Origin of the sequence: Conexibacter sp. S30A1 (assembly GCF_023330665.1) — a bacterium.
Lineage (GTDB): Bacteria > Actinomycetota > Thermoleophilia > Solirubrobacterales > Solirubrobacteraceae > Palsa-465.
The window spans coordinates 3,187,225-3,205,615 of sequence record NZ_CP097127.1 but is presented as its reverse complement, the minus strand read 5'-3'; the positions used below and the strand labels follow the sequence as shown (position 1 = coordinate 3,205,615).

Annotated in this window: 21 protein-coding genes and 1 riboswitch; of the genes, 9 read left to right on the top strand and 12 right to left on the bottom strand. The window is 67.5% G+C overall.

Annotation, left to right across the window (positions count from 1 at the left end; genetic code table 11):
* Nucleotides 1–149: 149 nt before the first annotated feature.
* Nucleotides 150–572, bottom strand: coding sequence for a type II toxin-antitoxin system VapC family toxin (locus tag M3M54_RS15325; protein ID WP_249019891.1), 423 nt, complete (start codon nt 570–572; stop codon nt 150–152).
* Nucleotides 569–805: a ribbon-helix-helix protein, CopG family gene (locus M3M54_RS15320; protein ID WP_249019890.1), complete on the bottom strand. Its 237-nt coding sequence runs from the start codon at nt 803–805 to the stop codon at nt 569–571. The genes M3M54_RS15325 and M3M54_RS15320 overlap by 4 nt, the downstream gene beginning before the upstream one ends.
* Nucleotides 806–987: 182 nt before the next feature.
* Between M3M54_RS15320 and M3M54_RS15315 the strand changes: the two genes are divergently transcribed.
* Nucleotides 988–1,245, top strand: a complete 258-nt coding sequence (locus M3M54_RS15315; RefSeq protein ID WP_249019889.1) for a hypothetical protein — start codon at nt 988–990, stop codon at nt 1,243–1,245.
* Nucleotides 1,245–1,673 carry a PIN domain-containing protein gene (locus M3M54_RS15310; RefSeq protein WP_249019888.1) on the top strand — a complete coding sequence of 143 codons (429 nt, stop codon included), beginning with the start codon at nt 1,245–1,247 and terminating at the stop codon, nt 1,671–1,673. The genes M3M54_RS15315 and M3M54_RS15310 overlap by 1 nt, the downstream gene beginning before the upstream one ends.
* A gap of 138 nt (nt 1,674–1,811) precedes the next feature.
* Here M3M54_RS15310 and M3M54_RS15305 read toward each other — a convergent pair whose 3' ends face one another.
* From M3M54_RS15305 to M3M54_RS15295, 3 genes are all read right to left on the bottom strand, one after another.
* Nucleotides 1,812–2,447, bottom strand: a complete 636-nt coding sequence (locus M3M54_RS15305) for an MBL fold metallo-hydrolase (protein WP_249019887.1) — start codon at nt 2,445–2,447, stop codon at nt 1,812–1,814.
* A gap of 912 nt (nt 2,448–3,359) precedes the next feature.
* On the bottom strand, nt 3,360–3,758 hold the full coding sequence (locus tag M3M54_RS15300; protein WP_249019886.1) for a transcriptional regulator: 399 nt from the start codon (nt 3,756–3,758) through the stop codon (nt 3,360–3,362).
* Nucleotides 3,755–4,138, bottom strand: coding sequence for a hypothetical protein (locus tag M3M54_RS15295; protein WP_249019885.1), 384 nt, complete (start codon nt 4,136–4,138; stop codon nt 3,755–3,757). Before M3M54_RS15295 ends, M3M54_RS15300 begins: the two co-directional genes overlap by 4 nt.
* Nucleotides 4,139–4,435: 297 nt before the next feature.
* Nucleotides 4,436–4,564: riboswitch (cobalamin riboswitch) on the top strand.
* A gap of 41 nt (nt 4,565–4,605) precedes the next feature.
* Here M3M54_RS15295 and M3M54_RS15290 point away from each other — a divergent pair.
* The 6 genes from M3M54_RS15290 (at nt 4,606) to cobJ (ending at nt 10,696) form a co-directional block, all read left to right on the top strand.
* Complete coding sequence (locus M3M54_RS15290) at nt 4,606–5,727, top strand: iron ABC transporter permease (protein ID WP_249019884.1); 1,122 nt, start codon at nt 4,606–4,608, stop codon at nt 5,725–5,727.
* Between the two features lie 13 nt (nt 5,728–5,740).
* A complete protein-coding gene (locus M3M54_RS15285) occupies nt 5,741–6,532 on the top strand; it encodes an ABC transporter ATP-binding protein (RefSeq protein ID WP_249019883.1) in 792 nt (263 codons plus the stop codon).
* Between the two features lie 141 nt (nt 6,533–6,673).
* Nucleotides 6,674–7,549: an ABC transporter substrate-binding protein gene (locus M3M54_RS15280; RefSeq protein WP_249019882.1), complete on the top strand. Its 876-nt coding sequence runs from the start codon at nt 6,674–6,676 to the stop codon at nt 7,547–7,549.
* Nucleotides 7,550–7,644: 95 nt separating this feature from the next.
* Nucleotides 7,645–8,565 (top strand): hypothetical protein, encoded by a 921-nt coding sequence (locus tag M3M54_RS15275; protein ID WP_249019881.1) that lies wholly within the window; start codon nt 7,645–7,647, stop codon nt 8,563–8,565.
* Nucleotides 8,562–9,191, top strand: a complete 630-nt coding sequence (locus M3M54_RS15270) for a precorrin-8X methylmutase (RefSeq protein ID WP_249019880.1) — start codon at nt 8,562–8,564, stop codon at nt 9,189–9,191. The genes M3M54_RS15275 and M3M54_RS15270 overlap by 4 nt, the downstream gene beginning before the upstream one ends.
* Nucleotides 9,188–10,696, top strand: a complete 1,509-nt coding sequence (gene cobJ / locus M3M54_RS15265) for a precorrin-3B C(17)-methyltransferase (protein WP_249019879.1) — start codon at nt 9,188–9,190, stop codon at nt 10,694–10,696. Before M3M54_RS15270 ends, cobJ begins: the two co-directional genes overlap by 4 nt.
* On the opposite strand, the gene M3M54_RS15260 is transcribed toward cobJ, so the two are convergent.
* Nucleotides 10,684–11,412 carry a cobalt-precorrin-6A reductase gene (locus tag M3M54_RS15260; RefSeq protein WP_371878685.1) on the bottom strand — a complete coding sequence of 243 codons (729 nt, stop codon included), beginning with the start codon at nt 11,410–11,412 and terminating at the stop codon, nt 10,684–10,686. The genes cobJ and M3M54_RS15260 overlap by 13 nt on opposite strands.
* Nucleotides 11,413–11,429: 17 nt before the next feature.
* Here M3M54_RS15260 and cobF point away from each other — a divergent pair, with 17 nt between their 5' ends.
* A complete protein-coding gene (cobF, locus tag M3M54_RS15255) occupies nt 11,430–12,194 on the top strand; it encodes a precorrin-6A synthase (deacetylating) (RefSeq protein WP_249019877.1) in 765 nt (254 codons plus the stop codon).
* Here cobF and cobM read toward each other — a convergent pair.
* From cobM to cobO, 6 genes are read right to left on the bottom strand one after another with little or no spacing between them, the layout of a single operon-like run.
* Nucleotides 12,164–12,910 carry a precorrin-4 C(11)-methyltransferase gene (gene cobM / locus M3M54_RS15250; protein WP_371878684.1) on the bottom strand — a complete coding sequence of 249 codons (747 nt, stop codon included), beginning with the start codon at nt 12,908–12,910 and terminating at the stop codon, nt 12,164–12,166. The genes cobF and cobM overlap by 31 nt on opposite strands.
* Nucleotides 12,907–14,121: a precorrin-6y C5,15-methyltransferase (decarboxylating) subunit CbiE gene (cbiE, locus tag M3M54_RS15245; RefSeq protein WP_249019875.1), complete on the bottom strand. Its 1,215-nt coding sequence runs from the start codon at nt 14,119–14,121 to the stop codon at nt 12,907–12,909. The genes cobM and cbiE overlap by 4 nt, the downstream gene beginning before the upstream one ends.
* On the bottom strand, nt 14,118–15,620 hold the full coding sequence (locus tag M3M54_RS15240) for a bifunctional adenosylcobinamide kinase/adenosylcobinamide-phosphate guanylyltransferase (RefSeq protein WP_249019874.1): 1,503 nt from the start codon (nt 15,618–15,620) through the stop codon (nt 14,118–14,120). Before M3M54_RS15240 ends, cbiE begins: the two co-directional genes overlap by 4 nt.
* Nucleotides 15,617–16,990, bottom strand: a complete 1,374-nt coding sequence (locus tag M3M54_RS15235) for a cobyrinate a,c-diamide synthase (protein WP_249019873.1) — start codon at nt 16,988–16,990, stop codon at nt 15,617–15,619. The genes M3M54_RS15240 and M3M54_RS15235 overlap by 4 nt, the downstream gene beginning before the upstream one ends.
* A complete protein-coding gene (locus M3M54_RS15230) occupies nt 16,987–17,769 on the bottom strand; it encodes a hypothetical protein (protein ID WP_249019872.1) in 783 nt (260 codons plus the stop codon). Before M3M54_RS15230 ends, M3M54_RS15235 begins: the two co-directional genes overlap by 4 nt.
* An 8-nt stretch (nt 17,770–17,777) precedes the next feature.
* Nucleotides 17,778–18,389 (bottom strand): cob(I)yrinic acid a,c-diamide adenosyltransferase, encoded by a 612-nt coding sequence (gene cobO / locus M3M54_RS15225; RefSeq protein ID WP_371878683.1) that lies wholly within the window; start codon nt 18,387–18,389, stop codon nt 17,778–17,780.
* Nucleotides 18,390–18,391: the final 2 nt, after the last annotated feature.

Genomic DNA, 18,391 nt, shown 5'->3' with positions numbered 1-18,391 from the left:
AATCGCATGGCGATGATCGTCGGCTTAGAGTGCTGCCTTGCCACGCAAAGGCAACTCGAGCCGTACCCGCTCTTCTGTCTCGACGGGCATCTCGCCGCGCGCGGCGGCCGACCTGCAACGCGCGGCCAGCAGGGAGCATGCGCGGTCGCTCAGGAGTCGGCTGGGAGGATCGTGAAGGCGCCGCCGTCAAGTGGGGTGACGGCGCGGAAGTGGCGTTCGTCGAAGGTTAGGATCCGGCGTGTTCGGTGACGGGCGGCGAGGATCACCGCTGAGCTGTCCACCAGTCCGAGCCCCAGATCGGCGTATCTGCGGTCAAGATCAAGCGCGATCGTGTAGTCGCCAAGTTCGAGACAGGCGACCGTGAAGCGCCCTGACGCCAGGTCTGTGAGAAATGCCTCACGGGCGCCGTGCCCGAAACGTGAGCTGAGCAGGTAGTCGATCTCGGCGGTCGCCGGTGCTGGAAGGATCAGCGGGCCCTCCTCGTCACGCAACGCAGCCAGCACCGCATCGCGTTGTGGTTCGCCTGGGTCCGCCAGCGAGACCAGTGGCGTGGTGTCGAGGATCAGGGTCACTCGCCGAAACCGGCGAGCAGCTCGCTGTCAGGGATCTGCGAAATTGGCCGGGGATCGCGGTCGACGCGCGAGAACCCTGCGGCGAGTGCGAAGTCTCGGTCGTTAGCGATCAGCGGGGCGTACGCGTCAACCGCTGCCCGTAGAACGTCTGCTTGCGAGCGACCCTCTATCTCGGCGATGCGAGCGAGCCTTGCCGCCCTGACTTCATCAAGATAGACGCTGGTCTTGCGCATGCCACTAGTGTAGGGCAGATATAGGGCACGTCAATCCCTGGCCTTACACCCGCATCCGTGTCGAGACCACTGCCACCCAACAGATGGCGATCGACGTGCTTTGCGCGGCAAGCGCGCGCGAGGGTGCGGGACGCGAACGACACCGAAGCGATGGTGCATCCGCTAACGGGCACACTTATGACGTGACCAGTCGACATCGCCGCATCCAGGTTCCGTGCGATCCAGAGCTCGACCGCGCGATCGCCCGCGCGCGCCGCGTGTTCAAGCCGGACGCCGCTTCGTCGGAGATCGTGCACGCCCTGGCTGTCCGCGGAGCCCAGGCGTTGGAGCAGGACCGCGAAGCCGAAGAGCACGCTCGCGCGTTCCTGATCAGCGTCGCTGAAGGTGCGTCGGGGCTCGACCTCGAGCGCCTTCGCGACGTTCGTGATCGTGCGTGGTGATGTGGGGCGGCGGGCCGTGGCTTGCGGACACCTCCGCCTGGGCGCGGGTGGCGCATCCGGCGGTTGCCGAGAACTGGAAGGCCGCGGCGAGGACGGGCGAGCTGATCGGCTGTCCGATCGTGACCCTTGAGCTGTTCTACGACGCTCCAGACCGCGAGCGCGTCGAGATCGTTGCAAGTGCGCTCGCCGGTCTGCGCCAAGCGCAGATTACAAGGACCGTGACCGACGCGGCGATCTCTGCAGTCCGCGAACTGGCCGCGGCTGGCGCGGGTGGCGCGCACCGGGTACGCGTCCCGGACGCGCTGATCGCCGCCGCCGCTGCGGAGCGTGGCTTGTCGGTTCTGCATTACGACCACCACTTCGACCAACTCGCGACGGTGCTCGGCTTCAGAAGCCAATGGGTCGCGGCGCCGGGCAGCATTCCATAGCTCGGCTCGGGCGCGGCGGCAGCAGCTACTCCACGTGACCTGCATTCTTGCCGCGACGCGGACCGCGACCGCGACCGCGACCGCGACCGCGACCGCGCCGACAGAGTCCCGCAACGCGCGGTATCCCAGTGAAGACGTTCATGAGGACAGCACGATCTCAAGCTCTGCGCGATCCGTTGGCGTGCCGTGCGCGGGGAGCACAACCTGGACCGGCAGATCAAGTAGCGGGCGGAGCCTTTCGACGACATCGTCACGCGTGACGTGCTTGCGGCCACCAAGCTGAATGTCGAGCCCCTCCCCGAAGTCCGAGAGTGAGTCGCCGGTGACGATCGCGTTGATCCACGGCAGCCACAAGACGAGATCGTTGTCTTCACGGCCCACATACGCACTGATGCCGAACGGCCACGACCCGGGGCCATGGAAATGCCCCTCACCTTCACCGGCTCGCAACCATCCCAGGTCGTCGCTCTCCATACCGCGCACACGGTCAGGATCGACGCCAAACTTCTCAACCCAATCCAACCAGGTATCTGCAGGCGGCGTGTAAACCGGGAGACCAAGCTGACGAGCATCCCGCTCGTGATACGGAGCGGTCAGAACGACCGCGGTCGCGCGCTCGCGCAACTCATCCGGCACGCAGAGCGGGTCGAACAACAGGAAGTCGTCGCCGATCTCGATCGCGTAAGACGAAACGAGCTCGGGCCACCACTGCTCCTCATCCCAATCGGGATGAGGAGCTCGCCAGTGCCACACACCGGGACGCAGCTCACGCACAGCGCGATCCTAAACGAGATGACCTTGACCTCAGGCGGAACGAGTCCTGCCATCACGCCGGCACACGCATCTCGCCCCGTCGAAGGAAAGACGCGGTTTGCGCGGAACGCGTGTACGCCGTCGGGCTGCGCTACCTCTGTGCGAAGAGAGCAGCCACTGACGCCAGGAGGAGCACGGCCGCGCTCGTGGCTGGAATCGTTCAGACGCGGCCACCTCGGTGAGTGCCGCCGCGGCCGACCGCTTCCATCATCCCGGCATCGCCGAGCACCGATCGCGATCGGAGCCGACCACGCCGACGATACGACCGAGATGATCGCTGTCCAGGAAACGGCTCTTGGCTGACGGACTCTCTGGAAATCGCCGTCACCCGGATCACAAGCCGCCTCGACAAAACGGTGACAACCATGACCAGATTGCCGATAGACGGCAATCATTAACTTCGCGACTGGCAGGGACTTTGAACGGGAGCGACGGGACTCGAACCCGCGACCTCCGGCGTGACAGGTCACACCGGGATCGGTGATGGAGGACGACTCACGGCGCGTATCGCCTTGAATCGCGGCACTTTGCAGGCGGTGGACGCGGCTATCGACAAGGTCCGTGAGAGTCAGTCCCTGCGGCGTTTCGGCCAAGATTGGGCCACGGCGCCGTTGGTGGTCGCACGGTTTTTAGCCCTGGCTCCGGGGCCGCTGCGCGGTCAGTGGACGGTGACGCGCATGCCTTTTGGCCCCCTGGCGAGGGCCTGGATGCTGGTGGCGCTGTGGGCGCTCGCAGTCACGATGCGGTGCCTGTCGCCGGTGGCGACGTGGCGGTCGCGGATGCTCCAGCGCCGCGTCGTGGGCGGGGTTGACGGAGGTGGTTGGTGCGGAGAACGTCTCAGAGCACCTAGATCGTTCTGTGGCCTGGCCCTCGTCAGGGGATCTGCTGCTGCACTATCTGTACCGGTGTATGCGATCCGTCGAGGGCGACCTCTTGACGGGCCCGCGGACGCTTTGGGGCATCGGCCCTGGACGGCTCCGGTTCGGCTGCGGCGGCGATCGCTTGCAGCGCAGCCAGGTGCCCGTGCAAGGCCGCGCGCCCCGGCTTGGTGAGCGCGACCTGCCGCCGGGAACGTGAATTCGCTCGCACGCGGGACACCTCCACGTACCCGGCTGCGGCGAGCGCTGAGAGGTGCTTGCTCAGAACCGAATCTGAGATCTCCAGGCTGTCGCGTAGGTCGGAGAACGGCAACGACCGTACCGGTGAGAGCATCGCGCATATTTGTAGACGCAGGGGCGCGTGAATCAACTCGTCGAACGCTGCTTCGCTCACCGCTGCCACGCCCGAGAGGCACGACGCCGATAGGAAGCCTGTGCGGCGAACAGGCAGGCTGCGACGATCACGCTCACGGCGCCACCGAGCACCCAGCTCGCAAGCGCCGTATTGCTGTGGGTGGCGAGCATATGGGGACCGACCACGCCGCCAACCAGCACCGCAACACAGATGAGCGTCACCTCGGTGATGTCCCACTTGGGCTTCGGGATCGAACCAAGCGGACGCCACCCATTACGAGCCGACATTCTCAGAAGCTCAGCGAGGAACCACACGACCGCGACGATCGACACCACATCTCCCGGCCCTTTGAACTTGGGCGTGATCGTTTGCGCTCCGCAGAAGACGCTCAACGCGAGGATGAACCCCGCTGGGAGCATCGCACGACGAGCCGATGCGTCGTGTGCCTGGCGAGCGGCCCGTAGCTGCGCTCGGGCCGAGGCGGGCGGGGCCGGACCCGACGACTGATTTTCCATACCGGAAAGCTAGCATATGACTTGCCGCTACGGAAAGTCAGGCGGGCTGGCGCTCCGCTCTGGCATGTGGGGGACGGATCGCGCTGGAAGGGGGCGATGTCCAGTGAACGTCGCAACCGTTCAAGGGTCCACCACTGGTCTGGGTCGAGACCCGTGCTTTGGCTCCGATGGCATGAACGGACTCGGTTGCCGAACTGCGGTACGATCCCGATTGCACCGGGTGTTCCGGTGCGGCGTTGAGCGCAGCGAAGTCCGGTTTGAGTCCGGCGCTGTCCCGCAACGGTGAAGCCTCCGGTATCCGGAGGACAAGCCCGGTCGCCTACCTCAGCGTCTCGATACCGGTCCTCGGCAGAAGGGCGGTTCGAGCGCGCATGGCGCAAGACCTCCTTGGCTCTCCGGCGAAGGAGGGCACGCACCACAACTCAAACGCAACGCCACCACCGCATGACTCGCGGTCGCAGAGCCTGCGCACGAGCCTGCCACTGCTGTTGTTGATCTGCACTGCGTTCCTGGCAGTGGCGATCACCGCCGGCGTCTGGCTGGGGTCAGTCGGACTCTCGCCCGGGAGCGTGTGGGCGGTCATCTGGCAGCACCTCACCGGTCGCGTGCACAACACCGTTACCAACGCGCTCGTCTGGGACCTCAGACTCCCGCGGGTACTGCTGGCGGCGGTGGTCGGCGCAGCACTGACAACCGCCGGGGGCGTCATACAGGTCCTTGTCCGCAATGCGCTCGCGGACCCCTTCCTGCTCGGCGTCTCGTCGGGAGCGAGCGTCGGCGCGACCGCTGTGCTGCTGTTCGGAGCGCTGACAGCACTCGGCCTGTGGGCCCTTGAGACCGGCGCGATCCTCGGTGCACTGGGGGCGATGATCATCGTCTTCGTCTTGGCGCGCCAGGGCGGCCAGCTCGCGCCCCTGCAGCTGACGCTCTCCGGCGTCGTGATGGCCGGACTGTTTGGGGCGATCACCAGCTTCATGATTTTCAAGGCCAACCCGCAGGCGACCCAGTCGGTGTTGTTCTGGCTCCTCGGCTCGTTCGGCAACGCCGCTTGGGCGCAGCTGCCCGAGCCGACGATCGCGCTGCTAGTCGCGATCGTCTATCTGATGGCTCAGGCACGGTCGCTGAACGCGCTGGCGATGGGGGCCGAGGTCGCGACCTCGCTGGGGGTCGACGTCAGCACGCTGCGACGCGACCTGTTTCTTGTGACCTCGCTGATCGCAGGCCTCTCGGTAGCTGTCAGCGGTGTGATCGGCTTCGTCGGGCTGGTCGTGCCACACATAGTGCGCCTGGTGGTTGGCTCCGACCATCGCCGCACGCTGCCGGTCGGCGTGCTGGTCGGAGCGTCCTTCATGGTCCTTTCGGACTTGCTGGCACGAACAATCGTGTCACCAGCGGAGATGCCAATCGGCGTGATCACAGCGATCATCGGAGCACCCGTCCTGCTCGTACTGATTCGCAGGCGCACCTACATGTACGGGGGCGCAGCGTCGTGACCCGAGGCGATCGATGAGCCTCGAACTACAGGACCTCAGCGTTGAGCTCGATGGGCGCCTCATCGTATCCGGGGTCAGCTTGACCGTCGCAGACGGCGAGTTCGCCGGGCTGCTCGGGCCGAACGGCAGTGGCAAGTCGACGATCCTCAAGGCGATCTACCGGGTCAACAAGCTGACCGCGGGACGGGTGCTGCTAGACGGCCATGATCTTCTCGCACAACCGCTGCGCAACGCGGCTCGTCGTGTCGCCGTAGTAGCCCAGGAGAGCGCGGTGGAGTTCGCGCTGACGGCGTGGGAGATGGTCATGCTCGGCCGCGTCCCCCACAGGCGCAGCTTCGATCGCGACCGCGGCGAGGACCGTGAGATCGTGGCCGACGCAATGCAGCGTGTTGGTGCCGCCGGACTGGCCAACCGGAGTTTCCACAGCCTCTCTGGCGGCGAGAAACAGCGTGTGCTGATCGCGAGGGCGATCGCACAACAGGCGGACCACCTGCTGCTTGACGAGCCGACCAACCACCTTGACGTGCGCTACCAGGTCGAGGTGCTCGAGTTGGTCCGCAGCCTTGGCGTAACAGTGCTCGCCGCCCTGCACGACCTGAACCTCGCCTCTCTCTTTTGCGATTCCGTTCATCTGCTGGCCAGCGGGCATCTCGACCAGCACGGCGCGCCCAACGACGTACTCACTGCCGCATCTGTGGAGCGCGTTTACGGCGCGGCGGTGGTCATCGTGACTCATCCCGACACCGGTGCTGTGCAGCCACTGCCACGCCGTCGGCAGACAGTAACACCAGAAAGGCCCATATAGATGTCCAAGCGTTGGCTCTCACCCCTGCCTGCCCTCGCTGCATGCACCACCGCGGCCCTGTCGGTCGCCGTCTTCGCCACCACAGGCGCGTCCGCCGCGGCCACCCATTACCCTCTGACAATCAGCAACTGCGGGACCAAGGTGACCTTCGCTGCGGCACCAACTCGGGCCGTTTCCAACGACATCAATTCGACCGAGGACATGCTCGCGCTCGGATTGCAGCACGCGATGGTGGGCGACTTCGGCGTTGACGGTGACGGGCCTGTCGGACACCCAGTACCGGCCCAGTACCTCCACGCGTTCCATCAGGTCCGCGACGTGTCGGCGCACTATTTCACGCTCGAGCAGCTAATCGCACTCAGGCCAGACTTCCTCTTTGCCGGCTGGAACTATGGTCTGCAGGCCGGAACCAGGCTGACCCCGGCGGGGCTTGCCCAGTTCGGCATCAAGACGCTCGCACTGAGCGAGTCGTGCGCGCACGTGCAGAGCGGCAGGCGTCCGCTGCTGTCACTCGTTGACACCTACAAGGACATCACCAACCTGGGCAAGATCTTCAATGTTCAAGCTCGTGCCACCAAGCTCGTTGACACGATGAGGGCAGAGGTTTCCTATGTGCAAAGGCACGTGTCCGGCAGGCGGCTCGTGCGCGTGTTCGACTACGACAGCGGCACCGCCGCACCCTTCAGTGGTGAAGGACTGGCAACCGTCAACGCGATCATCCATCTGGCAGGCGGCAGAAACATCTTCGGCCGGCAACTGACCTCCTGGGAGGACGTGTCATGGGAACAGGTCGTCAAGGCGCAACCGCAGTGCATCATAATCAACAACTACGGGACGCCGACCGCCACGCAGAAGCTGCACTTTCTGGAGACCAACCCGGCGACCGAGCGACTGCCGGCCATCAAGCACCACTGCGTGATCACGCTCGCCTATGACGAGGTTACGCCCGGGCCACGGAATGCCGAGGCAGTACTCGCGCTCGCCAAGACACTGCATCCAACCGCGTTTCGCAGGTAGCCCCGGGTATTCTGAGCGGATCCGTGAGAGTTGTCCGTAAGCGAGTGTCGCGGGATATGACAATGTCGTCTGCCAAACAGGATCACTGTCCCGGTGTGCTCCGACTGCACGATGCGGCCGACGGGCTGCTGGCACGGGTGCGCCTCCCCGGTGGCCGCCTGAGCGCGTCCGCGCTTGCCGCGGTCGCGGCAGCGGCCGAGCTGGGAAACGGCATCATCGAACTGACCTCGCGCGCCAGCCTGCAGCTGCGCGGCCTCAGAGACCCCGCACTCGCGACCGAGATCCTCGCAGATGCCGGTCTGCTGCCGACGCGCAGCCATGAGCGAGCGCGAAACATTCTCGCCAGCCCGCTCGCGGGTCGGCATCCGCTGTCGCAGCTTAACCCGGACACGGTCGTCGACGCGCTCGACCAGGCCCTGTGCAGCGATGATTCTCTGGTGGATCTATCCGGTCGGTTCCTGTTTGGCGTCGATGACGGCTCAGGCATGCTCGCCCATCCGGTTGACGTGCTGATCGGCCCGGGAGGGTCTGTCGAGGCAGCCCTGAAGGCGGCACGGCGCGGAGCGACCGGATTCATAACTGGAGCGCTGCCGACTCCCGGCCCGGCGCTGCCACTCGGACCGCTCGTGCAGTCCGACCGTCTGGTCGCGTTGACGTTCATGCCACCTCTGGCACGCCTGGACCCTACCGGCGCGCGAGCACTGGCCGGGCTGGCCTCCGGCTTCAGGCTCTCGGTCAGACGGACCCTGACGGTGCTGGACATCGACCCATCCCAGGTCCCGAGCCTCACCAGGCAGTTGAACGCGCTTGGCTTGGTCACGGACCCACGGTCTGGGTGGGTCGGCCTGACGGCCTGCGCCGGGCTCGGCGCGTGCCGGCGCGCGCAGTTCGACGTGCGGATCGCCGCAGCCCGGCGAGCCGAGCAGCGAGATGCCGCTGCCGGCGCGGAACATTGGGCCGCCTGTGAGCGCAACTGTGGCCTGATTCCCGGCGCCAGGCTGATGGGCACCAGATGAGCTACATACGCGACGGCGCGGAGATTTACAGGCGATCGTTCGCGCTGATCCGCGCAGAAGCCGATCTGGCTCGCTTCAGTCCCCGAATGGAGCTGGTCGCAGTGCGGATGATCCACTCCTGCGGAATGGTGGACCTCGCGGCCGACATCGACGCATCGGACGACCTGGCCGAGCGGGCGGAACTGGCCCTGCGGTCGGGCGCCCCGATCTTCTGCGACACGCAGATGGTCGCCTCTGGCGTGACTCGCTCACGCCTGCCGGCCGATAACCGGGTGATCTGCACTCTGTCGGACCCTCGGGTTGCCGGGCTGGCCGCGGACATGGACAACACCCGCACCGCGGCCGCCCTGGAGCTGTGGCGTGAGGACCTGGAGGGATCGGTGGTTGTGATCGGCAACGCGCCGACAGCGCTGTTCCACCTGCTGGACATGCTCGACGGCGGAGCACCGCGGCCGGCGGCGGTGATCGGCGTGCCGGTGGGTTTCATCGGTGCGGCGGAGTCGAAGCGAGCGCTCGCCGAGCGCGCGCCGGCACTCAGGGTCGAGCATCTCGTGGTTTGCGGTCGCCGCGGCGGGTCAGCCATGGCTGCGGCAGCCATAAACGCGCTCGCAAGCGAGGTCGAATGACCGCCAGCACCACGAAACAGACCTTCGGCCGACTCTACGGAGTTGGGGTCGGCCCCGGCGACCCGGAGCTGCTCACCTTCAAGGCGGCGCGCGTCATCGCCGCGGCTGCCGTGGTGGCGTATCCGGGTGCGGAGCACGGCCGCAGCGTCGCCCGTAAGATCGCCGCTGCCCACATTCGCAGCGACCAGACCGAAATCCAGCTGCGATACCCGCTGACCACAGGCACGACTGACCACCCCGGCGGTTACGAGGGCGCGATCAGCGACTTCTACGACGAGTGTGCCGAACAGCTGGCCGAACACCTTGACGGTGGACGTGACGTCGCGGTGCTGTGTGAGGGCGACCCGTTCCTCTACGGCTCCTACATGTACCTGCATGATCGGCTCTCCGGCCGCTACGTCACCGAGGTGATTCCCGGGATCGCGTCGTTCAGCGCGGCGGCAGCCGCCGCTGGAACACCGCTGGTGCGGCGCGACGACGTGCTCACAATCCTGCCGGGCACGCTTTCGACCGACGTCCTAGCCGCTCGCTTGGCCAGCAGCGACGCGGCCGTGGTGATGAAGCTCGGACGGACGTTCCCGTCCGTGCGCGCCGCCGTGCAGCGAGCCGAACTTGTCGAGCGAGGGATCTATGTGGAGCGCGCGAGCTCCGAGCACGAACGGGTGGCGCCGCTGGGCGAGGTCGACGGCAAGGTCCCGTACATGTCGCTGCTGCTGATACCGGCGCGCAACACGGACGCACACGACCCATCGGCCGCTGGGCGCGGACGAGTGGCCGTGGTTGGCCTGGGACCAGGCGGACCGCAGTGGCTCACCCCGGAGGCCGACGCCGAGCTCGCGGCTGCCGAGGTGCTGATCGGCTACGAGACGTACCTGGCACGGGTCCCTGCGCGGCGCGGCCAGACCCGGCATGCAACGGATAACCGGGTCGAGTCCGAGCGGGCCGCACACGCGCTCACACTCGCCGCCCAGGGCCGGCGCGTAGCAGTCGTCTCCTCCGGTGATCCGGGCATTTTCGCGATGGCGACGGCGGTACTCGAGGTGGCCGACGGCGACGAGCGCTTCGCCGACGTGGAGCTGCGTGTGGTTCCAGGACTGTCGGCGATGCAGGCCGCTGCCGCGCGGGTCGGTGCGCCGCTCGGTCACGACTTCTGTGTCATCTCGCTCTCTGACCAGCTCAAGCCATGGGGAGTGATCGAGCGGCGTCTGGAGGCGGCCGCCGCAGCCGACCTGGTGCTCGCGCTCTACAACCCGGCGTCCACAGCACGGCGCGAGGGGCTGAAACGCACGGTCGAGCTCCTGCGCGAGCACCGATCGCCGCAAACGCCTGTGGTGGTGGCGCGCGCGATCGGCTCGAACGATGAGGCCGTGCACGTGACGAGCCTGGCCGATCTCGACCAGGACTCGGTCGACATGCGCACGCTGCTGATCATCGGCTCCTCGATGACACGCATCAGCGGCGGCGTGAACCCTCGCGTATACACACCGCGTCGCTACCCGGCATGAAAGCGCGCCCAGTCAAGCGCCGCCGCAACCGTGGCAACGCGTTGGGCTTCGGGACGCGCCGGTCTACGCACGATCACCACCGGCAGCCCGCGCTGCCGCGCCGCGTCGAGCTTGGCGACGGTGTGCTCGCCGCCACTGTCCTTGGTGACCACCAGGTCGATCCTGTGAGCGTCGATCAGCCCGAGCTCTCCCGCGAGCGTGTACGGCCCGCGGTCGAGCAGCAGCTCATGCCGTGGCGGCAGCGGTGGCTCAGGCCGGTCGACGCAGCGAATCAAAAACCAGGTCTGGTCCAGGCCGGCAAATGCCGCAAGCCCCTGCCGGCCGGTGGTGAGCAGCACGCGACTGCCGAGGGCGGGGATCGCCTCAGCCGCGGCGGCCGGCTCACCGACCCAAAACCAGCGATCACCAGGACGCTCACTCCAGCCCGGTCGTATGAGCGCGAGCAGCGGCGTCCCGGTCCGTGCGCAGGCAGCCGCCGCGTGCTCAGAGATCCGCGCCGCAAATGGGTGTGTCGCGTCAACGACACATTTGACATCGTGGACGCGCATCCACTCCACGAGGCCCGTGGCGCCGCCGAAGCCACCGATCCGCACCTCCCCTCGCGGCAGCCTCGGGTTTGTGACGCGCCCTGCAAGCGAGCTTGTGACAGCGATGCCGTTGGCAACCAGAGCGTCGGCGAGTTGACGTGCCTCCGCCGTGCCACCCAGGACCAGGATCACCGAGGCCGGCCCATATGAGACGCATCCTCGCGGTGGGTGTCGGCACAGGTGATCCCGAGCAGATCACCATCGCGGCGATCCGGGCGCTCAACGAGGTCGACGTGATCTTCGAGCTGGAGCGGGCGACGACCGAGCTCAATAGGGCGCGCGTTGCGCTGCTTGAGCGCTTTGTGGAGCGTCAGCCGGGACCGCGACGTGTACGCGTGGATGAGCCGGCACGCGACAGAGGCGCAACCGCCTACGCGCAGGCGGTCCGGGACTGGCGCACGGGCCGGGCGGACGCATGGAGGCGGGCGATCACCACCGATCTGGCGGACGGTGAGTCCGGTGCGTTTTTGGTCTGGGGCGATCCGTCGCTGTATGACTCCACGATCGCGGTCCTGGATGAGCTCCTCGCACAGGGCGACTTGAGCTTTGAGTACGCGGTCATCCCTGGCATCAGCAGTGTGCAGGCGCTGACCGCCGCACACCGGATTCCGCTCAACCGTGTGGCCGGTGCGGTTCAGATCACCACGGGCCGGCTGCTGAGTGCCACCGGCTGGCCGGCGGGAGCGACGGACGTCGTGGTGATGCTCGACGGCAAAGGTGCGTACCGTGCCGTACTCGACGACCCTCTCGATGTCTACTGGGGCGCGTATCTCGGCACCCCAGATGAGCTGTTGGTCGCCGGTCGGCTGATCGACGTGGCCGACGAGATTGACCGGCTGCGTGAGGCTGCGCGTGAACGCAAGGGCTGGATCATGGACACCTATCTGCTGCGCTCGCGTGCGGCCGAATAGAGGTGACTGTCTCGAAAGCCCGAAGCCGTGAGCGCCGGCCCGACGATGATGATGGCACTCCGTTTGATTCCGGTGGCGTGCGTTTGGGCGGCGATTGTGTCGAGCGTGCCGCGGATAAGCTGCTCGTCTGAGTGACTCACCCGCACCGCGACAGCGGCGGGGCAGGCGGAGCCGTAGTGCTCTGCAAGTGTGCTGGCGATCTGGTCAATAGCCTGCGCTCCCAGATGGATCACGAGCGTCGTGCCATGGCTCGCCAGCAGGTCAAGTTCCTCGCCCGGTGGAAGCGCCGAGGCGCGCGCGCCATGGCGCGTGAGAATCACGGTCTGAGCGACCTCCGGCACGGTCAGCTCACGCGCAAGCGCCGCCGCGGCGGCGGCAAAGGCGGGCACGCCCGGGGTCATATCCCAGGGGATGCCGCGCTCGTCGAGCCTGCGGGTCTGCTCAGCAACCGCACTGTAGATCGATAGGTCTCCGGAGTGGAGCCTCGCGACATCTTCACCGCGGGCGTGCGCAAACTCGAACTCGGAAAGAATCTGGTCGAGGTTGAGACCTTGGCTGTCGATGAGTCTCGCGCCCGCCGGACAGTGACCGAGCACCTCGGGCGAGACGAGCGCTCCGGCGTAGACGCAGACTGGCGAGGAGGCGATCAGGCGTTGGGCGCGGAGCGTGATCAGATCGCCTGCCCCCGGTCCAGCTCCGATGAAGTGGATCGTCATGCGGGCTTCCGGGTTGACCACTGAACGATCGGCAGCGCCGGCCGCCAGGCACTGAAACGGCCGAGCGGCTCGAGCTGAGAGACCGATAACTTGACAAGCTCGCCTCGGTGGCGGCCGGCGGCTCCCAGCAGCAGCTGCTCCCCCTCGGCGGTGACGGCGTTGGCGACGAGACGGCCACCGGCGCGAAGAGCATCCCAGGCCGTGTCGATCACCTCATCGGTGAGACCGCCACCGACGAAGACCGCGTCTGGCGCCGCGAGGTCAGTGAGCGCCTGCGGAGCCTCGCCAGTGACCAGGCGGAGCTGGGGCACTCCCAGCGCGGCTGCGTTACGGGCGATCCGCTCGGAGCGATCGGCGCGAGACTCAATCGCGCAGGCGTGGGCGGTTGGCTCGCAGCGCAGCCATTCGATACCGATCGAGCCGCTTCCGGCACCGACATCCCAGAGCAGCGCTCCGGGCGTTGGCGCCAGCGCGGCGAGCGTGGCGGCGCGGACATGGCGTTTGGTGAGCGCGCCGTCGTGCTCATAGGCGGCATCCGGTAGGCCCGGTATCACCGGCAGCAGTGGCGTGTCCGCCGCGGCCACGCAGCGGATCGCCACGGCCACGAGCGGACCGCTCTCGCGGGTTCCCCAGGCGGCGGCGGTGCTCCGGTACACCAGTTCGTCGGGTCCACCAAGCTGTTCCAGGACGATGAAGTCGCTGGGGCCAAAGCCGCTGTCTGTGACCGTTCGTGCCAGCTCCGCGGCACCGTCCTGGCCGTGCACGTAGACGATGAGCCGTCGACCTGGCTGGAGCGCACGGTTGACCGCGCTGAGCGGTGTCGTGACCGTCGAGACGACGGTCACGTCTGCCTCTGGCCAGCCGAGCCGTGCACATGCCAGCGCCAGGGCCGAGGGGTGGCTGAGCACAGCAAGGCGACCTGCGTCGAAGGCGTCCTCACCCAGCCGGCGCGCGATGCTTGCGCCGATGCCGTGAAGCATCGGATCGCCGCTGGCCAGGATGCACAGCCTACGTTCGTCCGCAGCGTTGAGCCCGTCAAGAAACGGCCCGAGTGGCGATGGGAGGACACGCTGTGTCGGTCCTTCGGACGGCAGCATCGCGAGCTGGCGCGCTGATCCGATCACCTCGTCGGCTTGGAGGATCGCCGCGCGCGCGGTGTCGCTGAGTCCGACCCAACCGTCGGCTCCGATCCCAACCACGGTGATGCTCATAGGGCGTCTCCGAGCGCCAGCACAAGCTCCCGGTTGGTCTCAGCGTCGCGTGCGGTCAGCCTGATGTGGTTGGGCGTGAAGCCCGGGAAGGTGCCGGCGGATCTGACGGCGATCCTCCGTGCCCGCAGCGCATCGACCAGCCTGGGCCCGTTGGGAACTTCGATCAGCACGAAATTTGTAGCCGATGGCCAGACGCGAACGGGAAGCGCCTCGAGGCGGGCTTGGAGATCCTCCCGCTCAGCGGCCGCGCGACGGGCGAGCTCAGCCATCTCGGCTGGGTGCGAGGCGGCCGCCTGGAGCGCTGCGAGGGCGAGCGCGTTGACCGACCAGGGCGGCCGCACCGCACGTATGGCGTTAGCAAGCGGCACCGGCGCCAGCGCGTATCCGGCTCGCAGGCCAGGCACGGATAGCAGCTTGGTGAGGCTGCGGACCACGATCACTCCCTTGAGGCGCTCTCTGACCAGTGACCCGGGTTCGCCGGGGACCATGGACATGAACGCCTCGTCGACAACGAGGATCGTGTCGTGTCCCTGCAGCGCGAGGACCTCAGCCATTGTGCGCAGTCGGCCGTCGGGCGAGGTGGGGTTGGTGACCACCACCAGGTCAGCGGTCACCGTGCGGCCATCTGGTTCGAATATGCGCTCGAGCTGGATTCCGTGCATGCGCAGAGCTGCCTCGGTCTCGGTGAATCCTGGCTGGATCAGCGCCACATGACGCGGCCTCAGTGCGGGGCCGAGCAGCCAGAGCGCCTCGGCCGCGCCGTTTGTGATCACGACCTCGGCAGGCTCACGATCGTGCATGGCTGCGATGGCGGCGGTCGCCGCCTCCTCGTCGGGATAGCGGCTCGAGGCAGAGTTCAGCGCATCGAGCAACACCGCCCGCAGCCAGTCGGGCGGACCACCGGCCAGGACGTTTACGGCGTGATCCGTGTCGCCGGGCCGGACATCGCGGTCACCGTGATGACGCAGGTCGGGCTGGTCAGCCACGGTCGTTGGCGACGGGGCGTGTCGGCTGGGTGGCGGTAGCGTCAGTGGGCGGCCGGCGACGACGTAGACGACGCGATCAGCGGCGGCTGATAGGAGCTGAACCGCCTCGCCGAGCGCGTCCAGCCAGGCACGGGCGAGATGATCAGTCGGCAGTAACCCCTCCCCCGCCTGCTCCGCAACCACGATCACCTCGGCCACCGCGCTCGCCGCGATCAACTTTGCGATCGCCGGCGGGGCCGACTCGAACCGGCCACCCGCAAGCCAGGTGCCAAGGCCGTCGATCAGCGTCACACCGTCGCTGATCACGGTTGCAGCGAGGTCATCCTGCGCGAGTACCGTCTCCCACTCTGGCGGACGTCGGCTGACATGGGCCGCGATCCGGCTCGCCATGGTGACATCGGCCGGATCGGCGGTGGCGACATACCGCACCGGCCGGCTCGTATCGGTCGCGAGCGCCTCGGCGTGCGCACTCTTGCCGGAGCGGGTTCCGCCGAGCACGAGCGTCAGGCTCACGCTGAGACCGTCCGTGAAGCGCGTGCCGCCGCCACCACGAAGGCGGCGGGAATCTGAGGGTATGCGGCCCAGTGGACGTGCAGGTAGCCGGCCTGCACGCCGCCGGCGACAGCACCGTCAAGACGGGTCTTGCCACGAGCGCTGACCCTCCAGGCATGAGTCGGGGCCTGACCGGTTGCCGGTTCGACCTTTGTGTAGTGGAACTCATGCCCTCTGAGCGTCGTGTTCGCAGCCAGCCATGGTGTCGCTGTCGCAGCGGTGGCCTCGCGGTAGCCGAGGGTCAGCCGCTCCGTCATCCGCGCTGTGAGCGGCAGCACGCCGCACATCGGGTTCTCGTCGAGCTCGCGCACCAGGTAGAGCAGGCCGCCACATTCGGCGAGGATCGGAGCGCCGGCGGCGGCGAGCTCCGCCACCTCGGCGCGCAGCGAGCTGTTCGCAGCAAGCTCCGCCCCGTAGACCTCCGGGAAGCCGCCGGCCAGAATCAGGCCGCCGGTGCCTTCAGGCAGAGTCTCGTCGACCGTCGGGTCAAACGGAATGAGCTCGGCTCCGGCCGCCGTGAGCAGCTCGAGGTTCTCCTCATAGTGAAAGGAGAAGGCTGGGCCGTGCGCGATCGCGATGCGTGCCGCCACCTGCGTTTCCTGTTCGGGAGACCAGCGCTCGCCAGGGAGTTCGGGTGCGGAACGCGCCAGCGCCAGGACAGCGTCGAGGTCAACCTGAGCGGCGACCGCGGCGCTCAGCGACGCAAGGGACTCGCGAGCACGGGGCACACGCTCAACGACCGGTGTCAGGCCCAGATGGCGTTCGGGTGCTGAGAGCCGGGGGTCGCGACGCAGCACGCCGAGCACCTGCAGTGCCTCCCCGGGGACTGCGGCTGCAGCCTCGCGCAGCAGCTGCTCGTGGGTGTCAGACCCGACGCGGTTGAAGATCACCCCGGCTACGTTCAGCCGCGGGTCGAAGCTGCGGAACCCGTGGATCAATGCGGCCGCAGACCGGGCCATCGCGGAGCCGTCGACGACCAGCACGACCGGAGCCTCGAGCAGTTTGGCGACGTGCGCCGTGGAGGCCAGCTCGCCTCTGCCGGAGGCGCCGTCGAAAAGGCCCATGACGCCCTCGATCACCGCGAGCTCTGCCCCCTGTGAGCCGTGGCGGAAGAGCGGTGCGATCAGGTCGGGGCCACTGAGGAAGGCATCCAGGTTGCGTCCCGGACGGCTTGAGGCGAGCGCATGGTAGCTCGGGTCGATGTAGTCGGGGCCGACCTTGAAGCCCTGCACCACGCTGCCCCGTGCGCGCAGCGCCCCGATCAGTCCGGAGGCCACAGTCGTCTTGCCGGCACCCGATGTGGCGGCGGCGATAACCAGTCGAGGGATCATCGGGGCACCATCGTCGCGCTCCAGGTCACGGTCGGCACCGGCCCGGCAACGTGCATCCCGGTGGCGGGGTCACAGCCGTGGTCGGGGCACACCTTGAGGCTGCCACCGGCAGCGGCCACCGCTTCGTACAGCGGTCCGATCAGCTCGCGGTCAGCCGCTTCGATCGTCGCGATCTTGGCTGCGCGGTCGCGGTCGTGGGAAGCCTCATCCGGCCCTCCGACGTGGACGACGACGTGGCTCACGCCGTCTGCGATCGCCGCCTCGGCCGCGACTCGCTTGGCGCTCAGGTCGCTATCCGGGCGACCGGTCGCCCCTGGCGGTATCACGACCTTGGCCCCCATCAGTCCCCCGAGTCCGGTTGCGGCGCCGACCGCGCCGATTACCACGGTGGACTCGTCCAGGATCTTCGGCGGAATCGCCCCCTGCGGCCAGATGTGAACCGGCACCTCTCCGCCAATCCGGGGCTCCTCGTTGGCGACGATCACGAGCTTGTGACGATGCGGCCTGCTCCCCACGTCGACACGCCAGGCATGTTCGCCGGGCGCCAGAAGCATTCCACGGGCTGCGGCCTCAACCGCGCCGCGGTCAACCGGACCGTCCGGGATCCAGCCGAGCAAAGCCGCGATCGCGGTCTCTGAGCCGACCGGCACTTCAGGCGGGAGCAGCGCAATCCAGTCGTAGCTACCGCTGGCCCTCAGGGCGTCCAGTGCGGGTGTGCGAGCCTCCTCGAGCGTCGGCTTCGGCGCGTCGCAGGCCTCGGACGCACCGTCAAGGATCACAAGAACATCTACCACTCGATGCCCTGCTGCGCACGGATCCCGGCGTCCATCGGATGCTTGACCTTGGTCACCTCGCTGACGAGGTCGGCGAGCTCAACGATCTGCGCAGCAGCGTCGCGCCCCGTGATCACGACGTGCTGAAAGCCGGGCCGGTCGCGAAGCGTGGCGACCACATCATCGGGGTCGATCCAGCCCCACTTGATGGGATAGGTGATCTCGTCGAGCAGCAGAAACTCGTAGCGTTCCTCGGCGATCGCCTGCTTGACGTAGGCCCAGCCCTCACGTGCGAGGTCCGCTGACTCCTCGAGGTCCTTGGAGAGCCACGACCAGCCGTCGCCCATCTTCTCCCAGTCGATTCCGCCCAGAGCTTCGGCGGCCTTGGCCTCGCCGACCTTCCACTTGCCCGACTTGACGAACTGGAAGACCCCGCAGCGATAGCCGCGCGCCCAAGAGCGCATGAGCATCCCAAAGGCCGAGGTGGACTTTCCCTTGCCGTGCCCGGTCAGCACGATGACGAGCGCGCGATCCCGGGGCTTGCGGCGCCTTGTCTCGGCGCTGCCCGCATCCTCGCTCTCGGGGGCGATATCTCGGCCAGCCGGGTCGGCGGCACCTGCCGGCACAG

Coding starts and splice junctions, on each gene's coding strand:
- M3M54_RS15320 (WP_249019890.1), bottom strand. CDS start 805: ATGCGCAAGACCAGCGTCTATCTTGATGAAGTCAGGGCGGCAAGGCTC.
- M3M54_RS15310 (WP_249019888.1), top strand. CDS start 1,245: ATGTGGGGCGGCGGGCCGTGGCTTGCGGACACCTCCGCCTGGGCGCGG.
- M3M54_RS15295 (WP_249019885.1), bottom strand. CDS start 4,138: ATGCTCCCAGCGGGGTTCATCCTCGCGTTGAGCGTCTTCTGCGGAGCG.
- M3M54_RS15290 (WP_249019884.1), top strand. CDS start 4,606: ATGGCGCAAGACCTCCTTGGCTCTCCGGCGAAGGAGGGCACGCACCAC.
- M3M54_RS15285 (WP_249019883.1), top strand. CDS start 5,741: ATGAGCCTCGAACTACAGGACCTCAGCGTTGAGCTCGATGGGCGCCTC.
- M3M54_RS15270 (WP_249019880.1), top strand. CDS start 8,562: ATGAGCTACATACGCGACGGCGCGGAGATTTACAGGCGATCGTTCGCG.
- cobJ (WP_249019879.1), top strand. CDS start 9,188: ATGACCGCCAGCACCACGAAACAGACCTTCGGCCGACTCTACGGAGTT.
- cobF (WP_249019877.1), top strand. CDS start 11,430: ATGAGACGCATCCTCGCGGTGGGTGTCGGCACAGGTGATCCCGAGCAG.
- cobM (WP_371878684.1), bottom strand. CDS start 12,910: ATGACGATCCACTTCATCGGAGCTGGACCGGGGGCAGGCGATCTGATC.
- cbiE (WP_249019875.1), bottom strand. CDS start 14,121: ATGAGCATCACCGTGGTTGGGATCGGAGCCGACGGTTGGGTCGGACTC.
- M3M54_RS15235 (WP_249019873.1), bottom strand. CDS start 16,990: ATGATCCCTCGACTGGTTATCGCCGCCGCCACATCGGGTGCCGGCAAG.